The 20,538-nt window shown below is 73.6% G+C and carries 15 protein-coding genes and 5 tRNA genes; 8 read left to right on the top strand and 12 right to left on the bottom strand.

Annotation, left to right across the window (positions count from 1 at the left end; all coding sequences use genetic code 11):
* The first annotated feature begins 8 nt into the window (after positions 1 to 8).
* Together ACIBEF_RS14885 and ACIBEF_RS14890 are read left to right on the top strand one after the other, a co-directional pair.
* Positions 9 to 1,583 (top strand): sensor histidine kinase, encoded by a 1,575-nt coding sequence (locus tag ACIBEF_RS14885; RefSeq protein WP_396793874.1) that lies wholly within the window; start codon positions 9 to 11, stop codon positions 1,581 to 1,583.
* 59 nt (positions 1,584 to 1,642) lie between these two features.
* Positions 1,643 to 2,260 (top strand): response regulator, encoded by a 618-nt coding sequence (locus tag ACIBEF_RS14890; RefSeq protein WP_396793938.1) that lies wholly within the window; start codon positions 1,643 to 1,645, stop codon positions 2,258 to 2,260.
* 37 nt (positions 2,261 to 2,297) lie between these two features.
* Here ACIBEF_RS14890 and ACIBEF_RS14895 read toward each other — a convergent pair whose 3' ends face one another.
* The 5 genes from ACIBEF_RS14895 to ACIBEF_RS14915 all read right to left on the bottom strand — a co-directional run bounded on the left by ACIBEF_RS14895 (position 2,298) and on the right by ACIBEF_RS14915 (position 6,840).
* Entirely contained in the window at positions 2,298 to 3,080 is a 783-nt protein-coding gene (locus ACIBEF_RS14895; RefSeq protein ID WP_396793875.1) for an ABC transporter permease subunit, read from the bottom strand.
* Positions 3,077 to 4,009, bottom strand: a complete 933-nt coding sequence (locus tag ACIBEF_RS14900; protein WP_396793876.1) for an ABC transporter ATP-binding protein — start codon at positions 4,007 to 4,009, stop codon at positions 3,077 to 3,079. The genes ACIBEF_RS14895 and ACIBEF_RS14900 overlap by 4 nt, the downstream gene beginning before the upstream one ends.
* An 89-nt stretch (positions 4,010 to 4,098) precedes the next feature.
* Positions 4,099 to 4,947, bottom strand: coding sequence for a polysaccharide deacetylase family protein (locus tag ACIBEF_RS14905; RefSeq protein WP_396793877.1), 849 nt, complete (start codon positions 4,945 to 4,947; stop codon positions 4,099 to 4,101).
* A 24-nt stretch (positions 4,948 to 4,971) separates the two neighbouring features.
* Entirely contained in the window at positions 4,972 to 6,162 is a 1,191-nt protein-coding gene (locus ACIBEF_RS14910; RefSeq protein WP_396793878.1) for a cytochrome P450, read from the bottom strand.
* Positions 6,163 to 6,171: 9 nt separating this feature from the next.
* On the bottom strand, positions 6,172 to 6,840 hold the full coding sequence (locus ACIBEF_RS14915) for a class I SAM-dependent methyltransferase (protein WP_396793879.1): 669 nt from the start codon (positions 6,838 to 6,840) through the stop codon (positions 6,172 to 6,174).
* A gap of 150 nt (positions 6,841 to 6,990) precedes the next feature.
* Between ACIBEF_RS14915 and ACIBEF_RS14920 the strand changes: the two genes are divergently transcribed.
* Positions 6,991 to 7,884: a hypothetical protein gene (locus ACIBEF_RS14920; protein ID WP_396793880.1), complete on the top strand. Its 894-nt coding sequence runs from the start codon at positions 6,991 to 6,993 to the stop codon at positions 7,882 to 7,884.
* Between the two features lie 92 nt (positions 7,885 to 7,976).
* On the opposite strand, the gene ACIBEF_RS14925 is transcribed toward ACIBEF_RS14920, so the two are convergent.
* The 3 genes from ACIBEF_RS14925 to ACIBEF_RS14935 form a co-directional block, all read right to left on the bottom strand.
* Entirely contained in the window at positions 7,977 to 10,907 is a 2,931-nt protein-coding gene (locus ACIBEF_RS14925; protein WP_396793881.1) for a M36 family metallopeptidase, read from the bottom strand.
* A 140-nt stretch (positions 10,908 to 11,047) separates the two neighbouring features.
* A complete protein-coding gene (locus ACIBEF_RS14930; protein WP_396793882.1) occupies positions 11,048 to 11,629 on the bottom strand; it encodes a TIGR03086 family metal-binding protein in 582 nt (193 codons plus the stop codon).
* A 70-nt stretch (positions 11,630 to 11,699) separates the two neighbouring features.
* Positions 11,700 to 12,302 carry a TetR/AcrR family transcriptional regulator gene (locus tag ACIBEF_RS14935; RefSeq protein WP_355007060.1) on the bottom strand — a complete coding sequence of 201 codons (603 nt, stop codon included), beginning with the start codon at positions 12,300 to 12,302 and terminating at the stop codon, positions 11,700 to 11,702.
* Positions 12,303 to 12,689: 387 nt separating this feature from the next.
* On the opposite strand from ACIBEF_RS14935, the gene ACIBEF_RS14940 reads away from it, so the two are divergent.
* From ACIBEF_RS14940 to ACIBEF_RS14950, 3 genes are all read left to right on the top strand, one after another.
* A tRNA-Gly gene (locus ACIBEF_RS14940) sits at positions 12,690 to 12,762 on the top strand.
* Positions 12,763 to 12,796: 34 nt separating this feature from the next.
* Positions 12,797 to 12,867, top strand: a tRNA-Cys gene (locus ACIBEF_RS14945).
* 13 nt (positions 12,868 to 12,880) lie between these two features.
* Positions 12,881 to 12,955, top strand: a tRNA-Val gene (locus tag ACIBEF_RS14950).
* 62 nt (positions 12,956 to 13,017) lie between these two features.
* On the opposite strand, the gene ACIBEF_RS14955 is transcribed toward ACIBEF_RS14950, so the two are convergent.
* Complete coding sequence (locus tag ACIBEF_RS14955; RefSeq protein WP_396793883.1) at positions 13,018 to 13,599, bottom strand: winged helix-turn-helix domain-containing protein; 582 nt, start codon at positions 13,597 to 13,599, stop codon at positions 13,018 to 13,020.
* A 374-nt stretch (positions 13,600 to 13,973) separates the two neighbouring features.
* Complete coding sequence (locus ACIBEF_RS14960) at positions 13,974 to 14,216, bottom strand: DUF6458 family protein (RefSeq protein WP_091400768.1); 243 nt, start codon at positions 14,214 to 14,216, stop codon at positions 13,974 to 13,976.
* A gap of 146 nt (positions 14,217 to 14,362) precedes the next feature.
* Between ACIBEF_RS14960 and ACIBEF_RS14965 the strand changes: the two genes are divergently transcribed.
* A tRNA-Gly gene (locus ACIBEF_RS14965) sits at positions 14,363 to 14,435 on the top strand.
* A 26-nt stretch (positions 14,436 to 14,461) separates the two neighbouring features.
* A tRNA-Val gene (locus tag ACIBEF_RS14970) sits at positions 14,462 to 14,536 on the top strand.
* A 75-nt stretch (positions 14,537 to 14,611) separates the two neighbouring features.
* Here the strand turns inward: ACIBEF_RS14970 and ACIBEF_RS14975 are convergent.
* Together ACIBEF_RS14975 and ACIBEF_RS14980 are read right to left on the bottom strand one after the other, a co-directional pair.
* A complete protein-coding gene (locus tag ACIBEF_RS14975; protein ID WP_396793884.1) occupies positions 14,612 to 17,371 on the bottom strand; it encodes an FtsX-like permease family protein in 2,760 nt (919 codons plus the stop codon).
* A complete protein-coding gene (locus ACIBEF_RS14980) occupies positions 17,368 to 20,532 on the bottom strand; it encodes an FtsX-like permease family protein (RefSeq protein ID WP_396793885.1) in 3,165 nt (1,054 codons plus the stop codon). Before ACIBEF_RS14980 ends, ACIBEF_RS14975 begins: the two co-directional genes overlap by 4 nt.
* Between the last annotated feature and the right edge of the window lie 6 nt (positions 20,533 to 20,538).

Genomic DNA, 20,538 nt, shown 5'->3' on the forward strand with positions numbered 1-20,538 from the left:
TGACCGCCGTGCGGATCCTCGACTACCCGCCGCCGGGTTGGCTGCACCGGCGGCGTCGCCTGCTGCTGGACGTGCTGCTCTGGGCGGTGGTGGCCGCCCCGGTCGGCTACGCCGAGGCCAGCCCGCCCTATTCGCGGTACACGGTGCCGCTGTTGGTCGGCAAGCTGCTGCTGCTCGGTGTGGCGGTCGTGGCGACTCGACGTCAGCCGTTGGTCGCCCTGGTGCTGGCGGTGCTCGGGTCGTTGGTCGACGGCAACTTCGTGTTCGCCATCCCGGTCTTCAGCTATCTCGCCGGGCGGCGCAGCGCCACAGTGGGTCCGGCGATCATGGTCTTCGTGCTGATCACGGCCGGTGGCACGGCGCTCAACCTGGGGTTTCTCGGCGCCGGTGCGGCCACCTGGTTCCTGCTCGCGTCGGTGCTGCTCTTCGCCGCCGTGTTCCCCTGGTTGGTCGGCCGGTACCGTCGCCAGCAGCAGGAGTTGACCGACGCCGGTCGCCGGCACGTCGACGCGCTGACCCGCGAACAGCGGGGTGCCGCCGAGCGGATCCGGCTGCGTGAGCGGGCCCGGATCGCCGGGGAGATGCACGACTCCCTCGGTCACGACCTCAGCCTGATCGCGTTGCGCGCCGCCGCCCTGGAGGTCGCCGCCGACCTTGACGACCGGCACCGGGCCGCGGCCGGGGAGTTGCGGGCCAGCGTCTCCGCCGCCACCGAGCGACTGCACGAGATCATCGGGGTGCTCCGCGAGGAGGCTGGCGCGTCGCTGCGCCCGAGCGGGGAGACGGTGGCCGACCTGGTCGACGGTGCCCGCGAGGCCGGCATGGTGGTACGGCTGGACGCCGCCCCGGCGGTCGCGGACCTACCGGCGATGACCTGCCACGCGGCGCACCGGATCGTCCGGGAGGCGCTCACCAACGCGGCCCGGTACGCGCCGGGCGCCCCGGTCGACGTGCGCCTCACCCGCGACGGTGACCGGGTCGAGGTGACAGTCGTCAACGACGCGCCGCCGGCCGGGCCGCTGCCCGCCCCGCCGTCGCAGGGCAGTGGGCTGCTCGCCCTCGCCGAGCGGGTCCGCCTCGCCGGTGGGACGCTCGACGCCGGCCGTCGGGCCGAGGGCGGGTTCACGGTACGGGCGGTGTTGCCCGCCGCCGCCGCGGCGCCGTCCGAGGCGATCGGGTCGGTGGTCGAGGTCGCGGCGACGTCATGGTCCGACGAGCGACCCGGCCCGGCCGAGCGGCCGGTGGACGCCGAGCGGCGGCTGCACGACGCCCGCCGGCGGGTTCGGCGCAGCCTGCTGGTGGCGCTCGTCGCCCCGGTTTGCTTCGCCCTGGTGCTCTCGTTCGTCTACTACCCGGTGGCGACCGCCGGGACGGTGCTGGACCGGGCCACCTTCGACCAGCTGCGTGTCGGCGCGGCCCGGTCGGAGCTGGTCGGGCTGCCCCGGCGGCAGTTGGAACGGTCGGCGGCTGTCGACCGGGCGGGCTGCGAGTACTACACCGACGGCAACTTTCCCCTCGCCGCGCCGACCTGGCGGCTCTGTTTCACCGATGGCCGGCTGGTCAGCAAGGAGTGGATCGCCTAGTGGACACCCACACGACGGGGACACCGCCGATCCGGGTGGTGCTGGCCGACGACGAGGCGATGATCCGGGCCGGCGTCCGGGCCATCCTCGCCAGCGACCCGGGCATCGAGGTGGTCGCCGAGGCCGGCGACGGGCACGCGGCGGTGGAACTGGTCCGTGCCCACCGTCCCCGGGTGGCGCTGCTGGACATCCGGATGCCGCGTTTGGACGGGTTGGCCGCCGCCGCCGAGATCCGCCGGATCGTGCCGGACACCGCGACGATCATGCTGACCACGTTCGGCGAGGACGACCACGTGGCCCGGGCGCTCGGGCACGGTGCCAGCGGGTTCCTGCTCAAGGCCGGTGACCCGCGTGAGCTGATCGCCGGTGTGCACGCGGTCGCCGACGGTGGGGCGTACCTGTCGCCGAGGGTGGCCCGCCGGGTGATCGAGCTGGGGGCCGACCGGTTGGCCCGTCGACCCGCCGCCCGGGACCGTGCAGCCGGGCTGACCGAGCGGGAACGGCAGGTGCTGGCCCTGGTCGGGGCGGGCCTTTCCAATGCCGAGATCGCCCGCCGGCTGCACCTCGTGGAGGGCACCGTGAAGAGCTACCTGACGAGCATCTTCACCCGGCTGGACGTCCGCAACCGGGTGCAGGCGGCGATCCTGGCGTACGAGGCGGGGTTGGTCGACGGCTGAGCGGGGGCCGATCGGCCCCCGCTCAGCGCGGCCTGCCTTACGCGTCGCGTCGGCGCAACGCCGCCCGGCCCAGCAGCAGTGCGGCGGCGGCCCACCCGGCGAGCACGAGCAGTCCGACCACTGGCGGGTACGGCTCGGTGTCGCCGGCCAGGAAGTGCCCGCCGGCCACGCCGGGGAACACGTCGGCGATCCGGTTCAGCACGTCGATGTCCGGCTCCTGGAGCGACAGCGGCACGATCATCAGGGTGGCGAGGAGGACGGTGAGCGTGAGCACCGCACTGCGGAGCGCGGCGCCGAGGCCCAGGGCGAGCACACCGACCAGCGCCAGGTAGGTCGCCACCGCCACGATGTCGCCGACCGTGTCGGCGGCGGGAGCGCTGCCCCACTCACCGAGCACCGGCCGGGCGACCAGGGCGCCGACGCCGCCGAGCAGCAGCCCGAGCGCGAAGGTGACCGCCCCCGCGACGGCGGCCTTGGCCAGCAGTACGCGACCGCGGGACGGGGTGCACTGCAGCGTCGTACGGATGGTGCCACTGGTGAACTCGGCGGTGATCGCGAGCAGGCCCAGCGCCAGCACCACGTACTGGGTCAACTCGACCGAGTCGATGAGCACGCTGCCGACGGTGACGATTCCCCGGTCGTCGGTCGGGTCGTCGTTGGTGTTGTCGTTGGCGGCGTAGATGGCCAGTTGACCGGCGCTGGCGGCCATCACCAGCAGCCCGGCCAGCGCCGTCCACCAGGTGCTCCGGACCGAGGAGAGCTTGGTCCACTCGGCGGCCACCGCGCCGTGGCGGGTGCTGGTGCTGGTGCTGGTGCTCATCGCGCCCCACCTCCGGTCGGGCCACCGGCGTACTCGACGCTGTCGGCGGTCAGCTCCATGAACGCCTGCTCCAGCGACGCGGCGTGTGCGCTCAGCTCGTGCAGTCGTACCCCCAGTTCGTGGGCCAGGTCGCCGACCTGGTCGGCGGTGGCGCCGGTGACGGTCAGCTCGTTCCGGTCGGCCGCCTCGACGCTCGCCCCGGCGGCCGTGAGGCGCGTGGCGAGCGCGGCCAGCCCATCCGGGCGTGGGCTGCGGACCCGGACCGCGACAGTGCTGCGGGCGATCACCTCGCCGATCGGCTCGTCGGCGAGCAGCCGCCCCCGGCCGATCACCACGAGCTGGTCGGCGGTGAGCTGCATCTCGCTCATCAGGTGGCTGGACACGAAGATCGTCCGCCCCTCGTCGGCCAGTGAGCGCATCAGCTGCCGCACCCAGCGCACCCCGTCCGGGTCGAGTCCGTTCACCGGCTCGTCGAACATCAGCACCGGCGGGTCGCCGAGCAGCGCGCCGGCGATGCCGAGCCGTTGGCCCATGCCGAGCGAGAGCGTCCGCCCCGGCTTGGCGGCGGCCCGCCCGTCCAGCCCGACGGTGTCCAACACCTCGTCGACCCGGCGGGTCGGGATGCCGTTGCTGTGCGCCATGGCCCGCAGGTGCGCCCGGCCGGACCGGGCCGGGTGGATGGCCCGGGCGTCGAGCAGCGCGCCCACCTCGTGCAGCGGCCGGCGCAACTCCCGGTACGCGCGCCCGCTCACCAGGGCCTGCCCGGCGGTGGGACGGTCCAGCCCGAGGATCATCCGCATGGTGGTGGACTTGCCGGCGCCGTTGGGGCCGAGGAAGCCGGTGACCCGGCCGGGCGCGATGTCGACTGTCAACGCGTCGACCGCGACGGTCGACCCGAACCGTTTCGTCAACCCACGTAATGTGATCATGCGCTGACGCTAGGCGAGTGAGCTGCCGCGCCGCCGCGCCCGAACGGCACCACCCGTCCCTGACTTTCGTCAGGTCGGTGGCGGGCTGATCACCGTACGTACTGCTCCAGCAGTGCCGGGGTGAGCCCGGCCCGGTGGATCGCCTTCAACGCCGCGAGTAGGTCGTCCATCAACGCCGGTCGGAAGTGCATCAGCAGCACGTCGCCGGGTTGGACCACCTTCTCCGGGGTCTGGTAGCGCACCTTCCCCTCGTGGACGGTCTCGGTCCAGTGGAAGACCGCCTTCGCGCCGCAGTCGTGCGCGGCCTTCAGCGTGCTGCTGTCATGCTCACCGAACGGTGGCCGGAACAGGGTGGGTCGCTTGCCGAACAGCTCCTCCAGCCTGTCGGCGGCACCGCAGATCTCCTGCTTCTGGTAGTCGTACGACCGGCCGGCCAGGGAGTTGTGGTGGATGGTGTGGTTCTCCACGACCCCGCCCACCGCCGCGATCTGCCGGAAGTAGTCGGTGTGCTCCGCCGCCGCCGGCGAGTTGAGGAACATCGTCACCGGGATACGCGCCTCCCAGATGAAGTCGACAACTTCCGGCGGACGGGCCAGCCCACCGTCGTCGATGGTGATGAAGGCGACCTTCTGGTCGGTCGGCAGGCGATGCCAGAACGCGGCCGAACCGGTGGTGGGCAGCGGTACCGGTTGCGGCAGTGGCGCCTCGGGAAACGTCGGCACCTGGGACACGTACCAGGCCAGGCTCTTGAACGGGGGCTTCGCGGTCGGGGACGGCGAGGCCGAGGGGGTCGGCGCCGAGACGGACGGAGTCGGCTCAGCCGCGGCGACCTGCCGAGCGTGCGCCGGGTAGTTCGGACCGACTGTGCAGGCAGTCAACGCCAGCAGGGCCAGAAGCGTTACGGCGGCAGGGATCCGACGGGTGGGGGTGGCTGACACGCCCGGAAACATACCGAGCGGATGTCAGGATCCGGTCAGCCCGGTGTCCGCGGTGCGGCGGCGGACCACGAACGCGTCAGGCATCCGGAAGGTGAGATTGTCCGGGCACCAGGGCGGACGGAGCACTGTCACCCCGTCCAGCAGCGGCGCGGCCTCGGCCACCATCACGGCCGCCTCCATCCGGGCCAGCACGTCCCCGACGCAGCGGTGCGCGCCCGCCCCGAAGGCCAGGTGCCGGCGTGATCCACGCTGGCCCGGACGGAACTCGTCGGGCGACTCCACGACCGCCGGGTCCCGACCGGCGCGGCCCAGCCACAGCACGAGGCTGCTGCCCGCCGGCACCCGCGTGCCGCCCAGCGTGCTCGCCGTCGTCGCCACCCGCCGCCAGGTGACGATCGGTGGTTCCAACCGCAACCCCTCCTCCACCACGTCGGCCACCGCGACCTCGCCGCTGCGCAGGCCGGCCCGGACGGCCGGCTCGTCGGCCAGCCGGTGCAGGAGCAGGGTGAGGAACTGCGAGGTGGTCTCCTGCCCGGCGACCAACAGGAAGAAGAGCGCGCCGACCACCACGTCCGGCGGGTGCCCGGCCGCCCGCAGCTCGGCGGCCAGACCGCCGCCGACGGCCGCGAAGTCACGCAGCACGCTGTGGAACCGGCCCACCTCGGTGGCGAGCGCCACCTGCCGGTCGGGGTCCAGTGGCGCCCAGAACAACTCCAGCGCGGCGCGGGCGAACTCCTTGACCGCGCCGGCCGGCGCGTCCGGCAGCTCGACCAGCCGGGCCAGCACCAGCAGCGGCAGGTCGGCGGCGAGGTCCGCGTACAGGTCGACAGGCGAGCCGGCGTCGAGCGCGGCGCCGATCCGGGCGACCCGGTCCCGGACCAGCGCGGTGAGCCAGGGCCGTTGCGCGGCCACCCGGGCCGGGTGCAACGCCTCCGCGACGATGGCCCGGATCTGCGGATGGCTGGCACCCGAGTTGTTCGCCAGGGTCGGCGGCAGCCGGAACCGGTGCCCGGCGAGCACCCGCAGCGCGGTCACCGGCATCGGAGTCACCGCGTCCAGCGCGTTGTCCGGTCGGTAGGTGACCGGGTCGGCGAGGACCTCGCGGACCAGCGCGTGCCGGGTCACGACCAGGTGGGTGCCGCCGACGTGGTCCGGCACCCGGGCCACGTCCGGCCATGCGGGGTCGGCCACCTGCGCCCAGCTGCGGAACAGCACCCGGACACGCTAGCCGGGGGCCCCCGGCAGCCCGGCGCGCAGCCGCCAGACGGTGGTGCGCTTCACCCGCACACTCTCCAACGCCTCCGGCACCGGCACGTCGTAGGCGGCCACCTCGTCGAAGCGGTCCCGGGGCAGGAACGCCCGGCCGGGGTCACCGACGAGCGCCGGCGCGCCGGCCCGGGCGGCGCGCAGCAGGAACCGCAGGACCCGGCGGGCCATCGTCTCGCTGTAGAAGACGTCTCCGGCGAGCACCACCTCGGCGTCCCCGGCGTCGCCGTCGAGGATGTCGCCGAACTCGGCGTCGACGCGTACCCCGTTGGCCTCGGCATTGAGGGCGACCGCCGCCACCGCCAACTCGTCCACCTCGACGGCCCGCACGGACGCCGCGCCGGCGCGGGCCGCGGCGATGGCCACCAGGCCGGAGCCGGAGGCGAGGTCGAGCACCCGCCGGCCGGCGACCAGCTCCGGGTGGTCGGTGACGTACCGGGCGAGGGCCTGCCCGCCGGCCCACGCGAACGCCCAGAACGGCGGTGGCCGGTCGCTGGAGAACTCGCCCTCGGTCAGCTCCCACAGGCCGATCGGCTCGTCCGCCTGGTGCAGCCGCACCTCAGGTACGAAGGGGACCGGGGCCAGCCGGGCGTGCAGCCGGACGAACGTGCTGGAGAGCTCGGACACGGCGTGATTGTCCCAGCGGCCCGACTTCCGGCGTGTCGCGGGGGAGTGGTGACCGGTTCACCACGGTCGGTGAAAACCCACCCCGTGCTTGCCGTCCGGTGCGAACACACCCGTCTGGTCGGCGCCGTCCCCCGCTTCTAGCGTTGCGGGGTGGAGGCGACCGAACGGAGGACGGCGGTGGTGACGGTGTGGCGGTATGCGCTGAGGGCAGGGGTGGTGCTGGCCTGTCTGAGCGGGGTGGAGCTGGCGGTGGCCGCCCCGGCACAGGCGGCCTTCACCACCGAGATGAGCGGCCTGCCGGGACGGTTCACCGCCGGTGAGCAGGTGCGGACGATCTCCGCTGTGGTCTCCCAGACGGACCGGCGCGCCAGGTGCGCGAAGGTGCGCTGGTCGATGGTGCTCAGCGTGCAGGGCGGCCTGCGGCTCGACCAGGTGAAGATGGACCGGGTGGAGGAGACCGGCGACTTTCCGCTGCAGATCCGCACCGAGGGTGACACCGCCCGGCTGACCGACCGGCAACTCGACCCGGGCACGCTCTGCCCGGGCCGCACTGTCACGGCCCGCTACCGGGTGGCCTTCACCGAGGACGTCACCGAGGGGCGGGTCACCCTCGCCGCCGAGGCGTACGACGCCAACCTGCGCCTGCTGGCCCGGCAGACCGCCACCCGCTCGGTGGTGGGGGTGGGCGGTGCACCGACCAGCACCCCGAAGCCGACGAAGACCCCGCCGGAGCCCACCGAAACCGCCAGCGCGCCGACCGAGGACGAGAGCACGGCGACGGAGGAGGCGGTCGGGGAGTACCCGGCCGACGCCGCGCCACCGGCGGCCAACCGCCCGGTCTCGCAGTCCGGCGCGTTCGGCGTGGTGCAGGCCGCGTTTCTCCTCGGCGGGCTGCTGCTCTTCCTCGGGGTGGGGCTGCTGCTGCGGCTGCGGCACCTGACCCGGGCCGCGCCCGGGGACGCCGACGGGGGTGACGATCCCCTGGTGGACCGGCGCTGGGAACGCCCGGCCGTCGCCGACCCGTGGAGCCGAGCGCACCGCTGATCGGGGGTCCGCGACGGGAACCGTGGGTCGGTAGCGCTGACCCTCACTGATCGGGGGTGTGGGGCCGGCGGACATCCGCCGGCCCCACCGTGTCACTTCGAGAACGCCTGGAACTCGGCGATCCGGACCTGGCTCCGGGCCGGGCTGGCGGTCGCGCAGTCCGTCGTCGTGGCCGGGTCGTCGTCCTGCTCGCCCGCGTAGTTCGGGCCGCCGGTGCACTGGCTCGCCAGCACCTCGAGACGCAGGTGGGTGGCGAGGGTGGTGGGTACCGCGAACGTCCGGAGGTTGATGTCGCGGCTGTACGCCCGGTACGCCCCGCCGGGGAACGCGTCCCCCGCGCTGGTGTAGATGCGCTGCCAACGCGCCGGATCCGTGCAGTCGGTGGTCGTCGCGTTGCAGGCGGACACCGCGAACGAGCGCAGGGCACTGAGCGCGTTCTGCGCGCCGGTGTCGGCGTCGCCGGTGATCGCCGGGCGCAGCATCGCGCTGACGTTCACCCGCTTGACCGTCTGCGGGGCGTCGCCCGCCAGCGCCACTGTGAGCTGCCGGCCGGCGACCCCGTCCAGGGACGCCCAGTTCGTCGCCTCGGTGTCGTCGACGACCCGGTCCAGGTTGACCCCGTCGCCGGTGACGGTGGCACCGGACGCGGTAGAGGCGAGGTTGCGGCTCATCCGCAGGTCGACGTACCCGTTCTGCCCTGCCTTGGCGGTGACGCTGAGCCGCTGGTGCCCGAACCCGGGGGCCACGGCGAGCAGGTCGTACGTGCCGGCGACCATCTCCACCGTGTCCGGGATCGGCGTCGCCGGGTCGGTGTCGGCCACCGGCACGGCCCGCGCCTCGTACGCCCCCACGTACACCCGGATCGGCGCTTCGGCGCTGTCTCCGCGCGGGCGCAGGGTGAGCGTCGCGTTGCCACCGCGAGGCGAGGCGAAACTCGGCGTCGGGTCGGTGTCGCCGGCACCGTTCGTGGCGGCGTCCCGGCCCATTCCGGAGCGGGCGAACTCGGCCCAGATGAGGTCCTGGTTCGCGCCACCGAAGCGGAGCAGGTCGGCGGTGAGCATGTTGTCGCGCATGTCGAGCATGCTGACCTGGCTGGCGGCCTGGAGCAGGAACGAATCGAAGACCAACTGTGACCAGCGCCGGTTGCCCGGGCACTGATCTGCCGCGACCTTGCCCAGCGCGCAGTCGAGCTGCCGTTGCGGGGTGCCGAGGCCGTACCGCTTCACCAGGGCCGAGCGGACCCGGAAGTTGGTGGCACCCCAGATCTCCCCGTCGGCGTGCACGGCCGGGCCGGCGGTGTTGTAGCCGATGTCGGAGTAGTTGAGCGGGCTGCGGCTCAGGTCGTAGTTGCGGATGCCGCTGACCAGGTTGCCGGTGACGTAGCCGCCCGTGATGAAGGGCGTCTCGCCGGGCGCGCGCAGCCCGTGCTGGAAGAGGTACTCGGCGGCCAGGAGGTCGCCCCAGGACTCACCCATCGCCCCACCCTGGTGGCCGCTGATCCCGCTGTCCGGGCCGGCGATCATCCGGTTGGTGATCGCGTGGGTGTACTCGTGACCGATCACCGTCATGTCGTAGTCGCCGTCCACGCACGGCGGGTACGGCCCGCCGGCCTGCGGCTGCCAGAGGTACATGTTGGTGGTCGGCGGCAACCCGTCGCGCGGGGTGCCCTGGTTGGCGTTGTTCCGGTTGCCGGTCAGCGCGCCCTGCTGGGCGCGGCCCTGCTCGGCGTCACCGCCCAGGCCGGACGGGGTGAGGTTGACCGCCTGGAGGTTCCACGCCGACTCGGTGAAGCCCAACTGGTACGACCAGTCGTGCATCCGGTTGTGCATGGCGAAGAGGTTGGCGATCGACGCGTCCGCGTCGTTGCGCTGTGCGGAGGTGAACACCCCCGGGTTGCACTTCGCCTGGTGCCACTGGTCGGTGAAGGGGTACTCGTAGCGGCGTTCCGGGCTGGTGGGGGCCGGCACGACCGGGGTGCTCGCGCCCCAGGACAGCACCGTGTTGGCCGAGTTGCCGCGCGAGGTGAGGGTCGGGGTACCGGTGGCCGCGTCGACGTCCCACGGTTGGCCGGTGGCCGGGTCGCGGAAGGCGGCCTGGCAGCCGGGGGCCGGGTCGCCGCACCAGCGCACCCGGGGGTCCTGCCCGGGGCCGAGGTCGCGAGGCGGGGTGGCCGGGAAGACCGCCCAGCTCGGGTTGTCGGAGTCGAAGTCGACGAGGTCCTCGCGGACCAGCACCTGCCCGGTGCTGCCGTCCACGTAGCTGGTGAACGCGGCCGGGTGCTCGGTGTCCGCGCCGATCATGGTCACCTCGTAGGCGGCCCGTGGCCCGTCCAGCGGGGTGGGCACGGCCACCGACCGGATGGTGTGGCTGGCAACCGCGTCGGCGGTCAGCTTGGCGTCGGCGAGCGCGGCGGCGTACGCCTGCTCCGCGGTGCGGGTGGCCGGTGCCGGCGTGCCGGTGTCGCGGGCCAGCGAGGAGCTGACCGAGAGCACCGCGCCGTCGGCGACCGCGAGGGTGACGAGCCCGTCCGGCCCCGCGGGCAGGTCGCCGAAGCGTTGCCGGAGGGTGACGACGGTGCCGCTGCCGATCGGTCGGACCAGCACCCGTTCCATGCTGGCCACCGTGGCGGCGTCCATGCCGAACAGGTCCTGGTTGGCAGCCAGGTAGGCGCGGGCGGCGGCCTCCGGGTCGGCGGGCAGCCCGCTGGCGAGCGGCGTGCGGCCGGGGCCGAGCGCCTGTGGGGTGCCGAGCCGGTTCCACCGGACGTCGGGGTCGACGGCGCGGGCCAGGCCGCGTTGGCGGGCGGCGGGTGCCGCCGTACCGGCGCGGTTGTCGGCGTCGGCGGGGGTGTGTCCCTCGGCGAACGGCCCGGACCGGCGCTCGGCGGACGTCGCGCCGCCGGTGGGGGCCGCGGTGCTCACGCCGGTGGGGAGCAGCGCGGCGACCGTCGCCGTCGTCGCCAGGATGGCGATGAGCCGGCGTCGACGCCGGCTCATCGGGGGTGACCACTCCGGTTGTGGCACGGGACCTCCTCGTGGGAGCGGGATGGCCGGCGAGTCGCCGACCACAGATGCGCGGTGACGCATGCGCATCTGTGAATATCAGTCTCCCGAGGTCACGGCAAGGTCCGGAGCCGCTGTCGCACCAACAGATCGAGATTCGCTCAGGCGCTCGGCGCCCAATCGGGGTCGCGGCCGAACGCGGCCAGCAGGTGGTCCTGCTCGTCGGCGTCGTCGGGCACCTGCACGCCGGTGTGGACCAGGTTGTTGCGCCGGTAGGCGTCGATCTGGCCGGCGAACCACTGGGCGGCGGCGTGCACCGCGTCCGGGTCGAGCCGTGGCTGCGCGCCGATCGCCACCGCCACGTCCCAGCCGTGCACGAGGTGCTCGGCGAGGAGTTGCCGGAGGTACTCGGTGGCCGGGGTGTCGCCGCCGGAGAGGTGCACGGTGCGATCGATCGCGCCGGGGTGGGTGGCGGCGATCTCGGCCTGCGCGGCGGCCTCCCGAGCCGTCGCGATCGGGTCGGCGCCGAGTTGGTCGCCATCGAGCCGGTCGCCGACCTCGTCGATGGTCCGGCCGGCGAGCAGCGGGACGCTCCACCGGTCCTCGGTCACCACGTGGTTGACGAGCGTGCGGAGGTCCCAGTTCGAGCAGGGTGTCGGGTCGGACCACTGACCGGGCTCGATCTGATCCACCCGGTCGATGAATTCGGCCAGGCTCCGGCGGTACGCCTCCAAGAGGTCCATGCCGCCGATTGTTCCGGTCGACGGGGCGGACCGAGTCCGTTTTGCCCGGCTCGGTGCGGGGATCGGTTGCTCAGTCGAGGTCGGCCGGGTCCAGGCCGAGCTCTCGGGCGGTGACCAGCCGGACCCACTCGCCGAACTGGCGGCGGGAGATCACCCGGTCGTGCACGGCGAGTTGGACGGCGAGGCCGTCCATCACCGCGCTGATCCGCCACGCGGCCCCGTCGGCGTCGGCGCACTGGAAGGTGCCGTCGGCCACCCCGGCGGTGATCACCGCGGCCAGGTCCTGTCGCCAGCGCAGGTCGAGCCGCCGGGAGACCTTCTCCAACTCCGGGGTACGCAAAGACTCGGACCAGCCGTCGATCCACATGGACCAGGAGGTCGCGCGCCCGGCCGGGGTGTAGAGCTTGAGGATCCGGCGGAGCTTGGTCAGCGGTGCGGCCGAGGAGCGGGTCACCGCGTCGAGCCGGGCCAGATCCTGCTCGACCGCGTACGCGAAGGCCTGCGCAAGTAGCCGTTCCTTGGTGGCGAAGTGGTAGAAGACCAACGCCTGACTCACGCCCGCGGCATTCGCCACGTCCGCTGTCCGGGTGTTGGCCAGACCGCGCTCCACGATCACGTCGCAGGCGGTGCGCAGCAGGGCATCCAGGCGGATCTCGGCCGCACGTCTCGTCACGACCGTTACCGTAGCCCATCCGACTGAACACGAACAGTTACCACCACGCGCCGATCCACACCGTGGCAGTCGGAAGCCGGACACTTCTTTCGGGTGTCGTCGGTCGTTCCACGGAGAGTGTTCACCGAGGTCCGCTGCCCAGTGCCGGGTCGTCGAGACGTCGATGGTCAGGTATGCGACGCGATGATGACGATCATTGCCGAGGAATGTCGGAGTGTGACGGTCAGTGGTGGCTTCAGACACCAGGCCAGCCGCCTAGGAAGCCGGCCGGAGGTGACTCCGCTCCAGCCCCGGCCACCCCGGACGCGCCGAGGCGACCCCGAGTTGGCAGTCAAACACCTACTCGGCTAAAGTTCTCATCCGTCACCCGGGAACGTCCGGGGGCGTGCGGACGTAGCGCAGCTGGTAGCGCATCACCTTGCCAAGGTGAGGGTCGCGGGTTCGAATCCCGTCGTCCGCTCGGAGCTGCCGCCACGTATGACGGGGGCAACCTCGGTGGGGTGGCCGAGAGGCGAGGCAACGGCCTGCAAAGCCGTGTACGCGGGTTCAAATCCCGTCCCCACCTCGGCAACAAGCACGGGCGATTGGCGCAGTGGGAGCGCGCTTCCTTGACACGGAAGAGGTCACTGGTTCAAACCCAGTATCGCCCACCAGAGGAGAACGGCTCGTCACTGGAAATCCGGTGGCGAGCCGTTCCGCTTGTGGTGCCACGTCATCAGTCGACGCTGAGCCGGTAGCCGACGCCTCGTACGGTGTGCACGCGCAGGGCGTCGTCGACGGCGTGCAGTTTGCGACGTAACCGCTTCACGGCCGAGTGCAGGCTCGACGTGTCGCCGAGGAACGCGCAGCCCCAGACCGATTCGAAGAGTCGTTGGTACGTCCAGACTCCGACAGGTGCGGTGGCGAGTTGGGTGAGCAGGTTGCGCTCGAGTCGGGTCAGGCTGAGTCTTTCTCCGCGCCACGTCACCAGGTGGTCGAGCGGGTAGATCTCGAGGTCACGCAGGCTGATCCGTCCCGAGGTGGCAGCAGGGGCGGGCGCGGCGGTGGCCCTCGGTGCGGCGGTGGCCTTCACCGCGGGGGCGGGTTCGGCGGCGGCTTCGGGCGCGGCGGCTTCGGGGGCGGCGGCTGACGCGCCAACGGCGGCGGGCGCGGTGGGGCTGAGGAGTGAGGCGGGCCCGTTGACCATGGGCGGGCCGATCATCGCCTGCAACTCGGCGAGGTCGGTGCAGATGACCAGAGTGCCGAGCCCGTCGAGTCGCCGCACCATCCGCTCGCGTACGGACACGTCAGCGCTCACGCAGAATACGAGGGACAAATCGTCGACCATCGTTCCCCTTCCCCAGGTGCCACAGGAAAGACAACGCTGTCTGAGCGCCGTAGTCAATGGTTTCGCCGGCAACCATGGCCTTGCCGCGCGCCTCATCCCACGATCGCGCCCGAACCTGGATCCAGTGGTGTCGCACCGTCGATGAGGCCACTACATCCAGGATCCAGCACGATCATGGCGGCGGCCGGCACCTCGCTCGCCTCATGTCTCTCCGGCCCCGCCAGCGATGGCGTATGCGGACGGGCCGGCCGCCGTCGGTGCGGCGGCCGGCCCGGATGCGCTGTGGTCTGGCGGCTCGGCCAGCGGTGGACCCGGCGGCTCTACCAGCGGTGGACCTGGCCGGGTCACAGCGGCGGGGCGATGTCCCGCCGCTCCTCGACCTGGCGGTACTCCACCGGCTGCTCGGTGGTGGTGACGACCTGGCGGCGGCGACCCCAGATCAGCGTGGTCATGATCAGGCCGAGCACGCCGGCGCCCATCAGGATCCAGCCGACCACGTCGAGATTGATGCCGCCGACGCTCGCGTCCAGTGCGAAGGTGAGGATCGCGCCGAGCGCGATCAGGAAGATGCTGGTGCCGATACCCACGACAGCCTCCTTAGGGGGTGTGGTGCGCTGTCGGATCGTTCAGTACCCCGGCCGGAACCAGCGCAACCGCGACCGGCCAGGGTGCCGTTCCAAGCGATCTTGGCATCGGGTAGAGTTCACCTGTCGCCGGCGCTTGCCGGGGACGTGCGGACGTAGCGCAGCTGGTAGCGCATCACCTTGCCAAGGTGAGGGTCGCGGGTTCGAATCCCGTCGTCCGCTCGCGATGTGCCCCCTGGGGCCGCCACGGGCGATTGGCGCAGTGGGAGCGCGCTTCCCTGACACGGAAGAGGTCACTGGTTCAAACCCAGTATCGCCCACCATCCACACAGAGCGATCAGGTGGCCCGTTGCCGGATATCCGGTGACGGGCCTCTTTGTTCTTGGGGTGACCGTCGGTCATTCGCCGGCGCGGAGTACCTCGCTCAGCCGGTCACGTCGCCGCAGCGCCGACTCGACGGGTACGACGGTGGCCGCCGCCGCCAGTAGCGCCACGCTCACCAGGCCCAGCAGCCACCACGGCAGGACCGGCACCGGGTCGGCCGCCTGGCCGGTGAGCAGCCGCAGGTCGAGCGGGCCGAGCGCCAGGCGGGCGAGCACGGCCCCGAGTAGCGGGCCGCACACCGCGGTGACCACGACCGGCGGGAGCAACTCTCCGGCGGCGACCCAGCGGACGTCGCGTGGCCGCAGGCCGAGGGTCCGCAGCCGGGTGAGAGTCCGCCACCGCTGGGACGCACCGGCGGCGGCGGCGAGCATGAGGCCGAGCAACCCCAGCGCCAGCAGCACCGCGGCAGCTGTCCACGCCAGCCGTGTCAGCCCTGCCGTCAAAGGAGCCACCCGCTGCGCCCGCAGGACGTCCGTACGCAGCACGACGTCGGAGGACACTCCGGTGTTCGACACGGCCCGCCCCGCGCCGGGACCGGTCACCCAGACGGTGTTCGCAACGGCGGGCAGCCCGGCGTGGGCAAGGGCCGCGGCGTCCACGATGACGACGTCGTCGACGCCGCCGACGGAGGGAGCGGTACCGACGGCGGTGAGGCGTATCGCCGGCGCGCCTTCGCGGGGGAGTTGCAGCCGCGAGCCGGTGCGCAGGTCGCCGGATGTCGAGCGGACCAGCGCCGGGACCTCCCCGGGGCCCGGACCGGGAGCCGTGAGCCGGGCCAGCGCCGGCGCGTCGGGCAGCGCAGTGGTGGCCAGCAGGTGCTGGAACGCGGCAGCGTCCACGACGACCAGGCGTGGGGTGAGCAGCGTCGATTCGGTGAAGACGCGTGCCGAGTCGGTCACCTGCGCGACGACGACCTGCCCTACCCCGGGTGCGGCGGCGATGCGTTCGGCGAGTGCGGGCGTGGCGGTTTCGGCGTCCGCGCCGATGTCGAGGCGGGCGTCGGCGCCGACGGTGCTCCACGCGCCGTCGGTCAGGCCCCGGGTGACGGTGGCGCCGAGGATGAGCGCGAACGACGCGAGCGCCGTGGTGCTGACCAGCACCAGCAGGGGCAGCGCGCGACCGGCCGTTGTGGTCGCCTGGGCGGCACTGAACACGGCCAGGGGGCGGCGTGAGCGCAGGGCCTGTCGGAGCGCGAACCGCGCCCCGAGGGGCAGTAGCCGGAGCAGGACGAGCGCGCCGACGAGCGCGCCCAGGGAGAGGGCGCTGACCGGCAGGACGAGGTCGCCGGTCAGTTCACCGGTGTCGCCGCCGGAGGCGACAGGTAGGAGCCCACGCTGGTGCAGTGTGACGAAGGCGGCGATCGCGGCGATCAGGACAGCGGCCTCCACGGCGGCGCGTCGCAGCTGGCCGGTGGCCCGGTTCCAGCGCCGAGCGGCCGGGTTGGCGGGTTGGCGTCGGTCACGGCTGGCGCGGGCGGCGGCGAGGGTGCCGAACGCCGGCCCGGCGACGGCGCCGGCCAGGACCACGGGAACGGCCCAGGTCCAGGCGACGCCCGGGGCGGCCGCGCGCGCGAGCGCGAGCCCGACGGCGGCGGCTGACAGGGACACCACTGCGGACTCGATGACCAGTTCCGCGCCGAGGTCGGGGAGCGCCGCCCCACGCTGCCGGGCGATGCTCAGCACCGGGGTGCGGCGGCGGACCAGCAGGTCGGCGGCGAGCAGCAGGACCAGCACCGCGGCGGTGAGTACCCCGGCGAGCAGGATGGCGGCCTGTGCCGCAGCGGCGTTGTTGCGGGTACGGGCGTCGCGCAGGACGGTGTCGAGCTGCGATTCCCACTTCAGGGACTCGTCGCGGTCGCTCGACGAGCCGGAGGTCGCCTTGAGCTTGACCACCTGGCTGGCGAGCGCCGTGGTGGAGTCCGAGGTGAGCGCGTCGGGAACGGGTGCGAAGTGGACGGTGCGTCGTAGTTGGTCCTCGTTGATGGCGAGCCGGGCGTCCGGTAACGAGTCGCGCGACAGCAGGCCGTTGAACCGGGTGGTCCCGACGCCGTCCGCGCCGGGTACGGGGCGCAGCAGTGCCGGGGCGAGTCGCCAGGCCGGGTCGGCGCTGTCCGCGGGTCGGTAGATCCCGCTGACCCGGACGTCCTTGTCGCGACCCTGGCCGTCCTTGGCCGGGATCCGGTCGCCGGGGCCGAGGTCGAGTGCGGCGGCGTCCGCCTCGGAGAGGCCGATCTGCACCGGCCAGGGGGGTCCGTCGTAGCGGACCTCGACGTACTGGTCGGAGACGGCGGGACCGGGCGGGCTGCCGGCGATCCAGGTGACGTCCGGGCCGCCGAGGTCACCGGCCAGGTAGGTGAACTGGAAGGTACGCGGGGAGCTGCCGTCGGTGATGGTGAGGATCGGGCCGTTGACGACGGCGACGGGCGGGAGCAGCGCGGCGTCCAGGTCGGGCCCGAGCGCGGACGTCGCCCGGGCGAGGAAAGCGTCGACCGCCTCGGCGAGGTTGGGCATCCGGACCCGACCACCGGTCGGTCCGTCGTCGCGTTCCCAGTCGGCGTGTGCCAGAACGTTCGAGTCGGTGCCGGCGTCGCGGACCGTGCCCTGGACGGCGTTGTCGGCGGCGGCGCGGAGCAGCGGCGGTACGGCCCCGGCGAGCAGCGTGACGGTCGCGATGACGGCGGCGGTGAGCAGCAGCGGCCCGACGTCGGTGCGGCCACGGCCGCGAATGCTGGGCCAGTGTGGCGTCGGCCACCGGCGGGTCAGCCACCGGTTCACGGTGCCACCCGCAGGTGCGCGGCGTCGGCCCGGCGGACCTGGACGGTGACCACGACGGAGACCGCCAGCACGCATCCGGCCAGCAGGACGGCGAGCAGTGCGGCCTCGGCCGGCCACGGCCAGTGTGGTTGGGCGACCGGGACGGGCGCGGCGCCGGTGTCGGAGCGCACCAGCAGGGGAGCGACGATGCTGGTGGCGAGCGCGCCGACGGCCGTACCCGCCGCGAGCAGGGGCAGCAGTACGCCGGCGTGCTGGCCGAGCAGCACGGCTCGGATGTCGCGTCGGGACATCCCCAGGCCACGCAGCCGCGCCACCTCGACGGCACGGACCTGCAGATCACACTTGACGTGCAGGACGACGCCGGCGAGCAGCAGCAGTGCGGCGGCCGGGACGATGAGCCGGAGAGCTGCCGGCAGCCCGGCGCTCAGCGGGCCGTCGGTGAGACGAGCGGTCTCCGCCTCGCGGGTCGCGACGGTGCCCAGGTGCAGGGCGGTGGCCCGCTCGGCGGCACCGGGCTCGGTCGGCCGGCCGACCCACCAGGCGTCGACCGGGAACGTCAGGTCGCCGGTGACGACGCGTGCGCGGGACAGCGTGTCCAGGTCGGCCAGCACGGCGGCGGCGCCGGGGGCGGACGGTACGGTCGGGATGACCTCGGTGACGACGACCGGGACGGGCGTGATGCCGACCGTGACGCTGAGTTTGCTGCCGCGATCGGCGCCGACCTCGCTGGCGAAGTGGTCGGAGACGGCGACGGGCACCGGGCCGGGGTCCGGGAAGGCGGTGGCGACGAGGGTCCGGGCGGCGTCGTCGGCGGCGGCGAGGTCGACTGTCGTGGCCATCCGCAGCGCGGTTCCCGTCGGCGTCGCGGACATCATGACCGTCGGGTCGACCAACCTGCCCGGAACCGGCGGCGCGGACGTGGCGGTCCAGTCCGACCCGTCGGTGGACCTCCCCTGCGAGCCGGCGGGCGGCACGGTGAGTGTGACGGCCACGGCGACGCGTCCGCCGACCGGGTCGGCGGCGATCGGCAGGGCGACCGCGACGAGCCGCAGTCCGTCGGCGGACGCGCAGTGGGGCAGCCGAACCTCCCGACCGTCGAGCGGTACGGCGGGACCGGTGCAGGACGTGCGCAGGCCGGTGGCGTCCTGCAACAGCAGTTGGGGCGTCACGGTGAGCGGGGTGCCGCCGGAGGCGGTTCCGCTCACGACGAGCGGGGTGCCGGCCGGGACGGCGAGGCCGGTGACCCGGGTGCGTGGTGCCAGCGCGGCGCCGACGTCCGCCCATCCGCGCTCGCTGTCGAGCCGCCCGCGCAGCAGCGCGTCGGCGCGGGTGGTGTCGACGGCGACCAGACGCGGGGCGTCGCCGGCGGTGCCGAGCCACTGACCGACCGTGGTGCCACGGTCGAGGGCCGGACTCACCGCCCCCGTGGTGGCCGCGCCTACGACGGCGCCGTCTCCGGCCACCGGCGCGGTGCTGAGGGTGAGTGCCAGGTCGGTGCCGACGGAGAGCGCGGCCTGGTCGCGTTGCGACTGGTGCCAGGTGCTGTCGAAGGCGAGGCCGAAGGTTCCGGCCGCGCAGGCCAGCCCGACGAGCAGACCGGCGGCGACCGCTTGTGGCCGGCGGGCAGCCTCGGAGACCGCCAGCGGAAGCGCCAGCCCGCGGGCGCGGTACGCCAGCCGGTCGGCACCGCGCAGGGCGGGGAGTACCACCCGGAGAGCCAGGGCGGCACCTGCGGTGAGCAGCAGTGCCGGCGCGAGCACCCGGACCGCGTCGGCGCGTGGGCTGGCGGTGGTGGGCTGCGCGTACAGCTGCCACCACCCGACGGCGGCGAATGCCGCGAGCAGCAGGTCGGCGCCGGATCGGGCCAGCAGTTCGCGGCGGGTGCGCCGCTCGCCGGCCGCCGGGCCGGGTCGGATCGCCAGGACGGTGAGTACGGCGGCGAGCACCACCGCGCCACCGACGACCGCGAGAACCTGGACGCCGGCGACGGCCGGCCGGACGGTCAGGCCGGCGTCGTCCAGCGGTGGCAGGTGGGTCAGACCGGCGTGCAGGGCCGACGAGGCAGGTATCGCGACGGCGACGGCGACGGCGGCGACGAGCCCGGCCTCGAGTGTCGCGGTGGCGGCGAGTTGGCGACGGCTGGCGCCCAGGGCGGCCCGCAGGGCGGTTTCGTCGGCGCGGATGCCCGCGGTCAGCCGGCCCGCGAGGACGAGTGCTGTCGCGGCCAGGACACCGCCGAGGACGGCGACGGCGAGCACGACGGCGGCGGTGACGTGCCGTTGGTCGTCGGCGGCCCGCAGGGTCAGCGGCAGGTCGGAGGCGACACGTGCGAGCTGGACGCGCTCGCCGAGGGTGCCGGCCAGCCGGCGGTCGGCCTTGTCGACGGCCCCGGCCACGGTCTCCAGGTTGCTGCGGTTGTTGTGGGACAGGTCCGGATGGGCGGTGACCTCCATCCGGTCGACTGTCGCGCCGGTAGTGAACAGGTCGGCGAGGTCGACGAGGAACGGCCCGTAGGCGTTGACCGGCTGCATGAAGCGGCCGTCCCGGTAGCCGATGGCGGAGCCGGCCGCGGCCAGCGGGTCACGGTCCCAGCCGCGTCCCGCGAGGGGGCGCACCACACCGACGACTGTCACGTCGATGGCCGGGACGGGCGCGTGGGCCAGTTCGGCGCCGAGGCGTACCCGGTGACCGGGGGTGAGGCCGAGCAGTTGTGCGGTGGACTCCAGCAGCACCGCGTCGCCCGGGTGCTGTGGCCAGCGCCCGGTGACCAGCTCGGCGCGGGTCGGCAGGTCGTCCAGCCCCGACAGGTAGGCCTGCGGCGGGACGGTGGTGCCCGTGGCGAGCGTGGGCGGCAGCGCCCGCAGCACCGTCGACGCCCGCGCGGTTGTCGTCACCGGGATCGGTGCGAGCGTGGAGGCCACCACGGTACGGGTGTCGGCGGCGACGGACTGCGTGTCGGGGCCCTCGACGGTGCCGGTGTAGACGGTCACGTCGACGTCGGCGGGGGCGGCGCGGGCCATGGCGACCTCCAGCGCCCGCTCGGCGGTGCGGGTGACGAGCAGGGTGCAGGTGCCCAGCAGGGTCGCGCCGATCGTGACGACCCCGAGGAGGGCTGCCAGCAGCGGCCACTGCGCGCGGGCGCGCCGGCTGACCAACCTCATTTTCGC

Source organism: Micromonospora sp. NPDC050795 (assembly GCF_044456785.1).
Lineage (GTDB): Bacteria > Actinomycetota > Actinomycetes > Mycobacteriales > Micromonosporaceae > Micromonospora.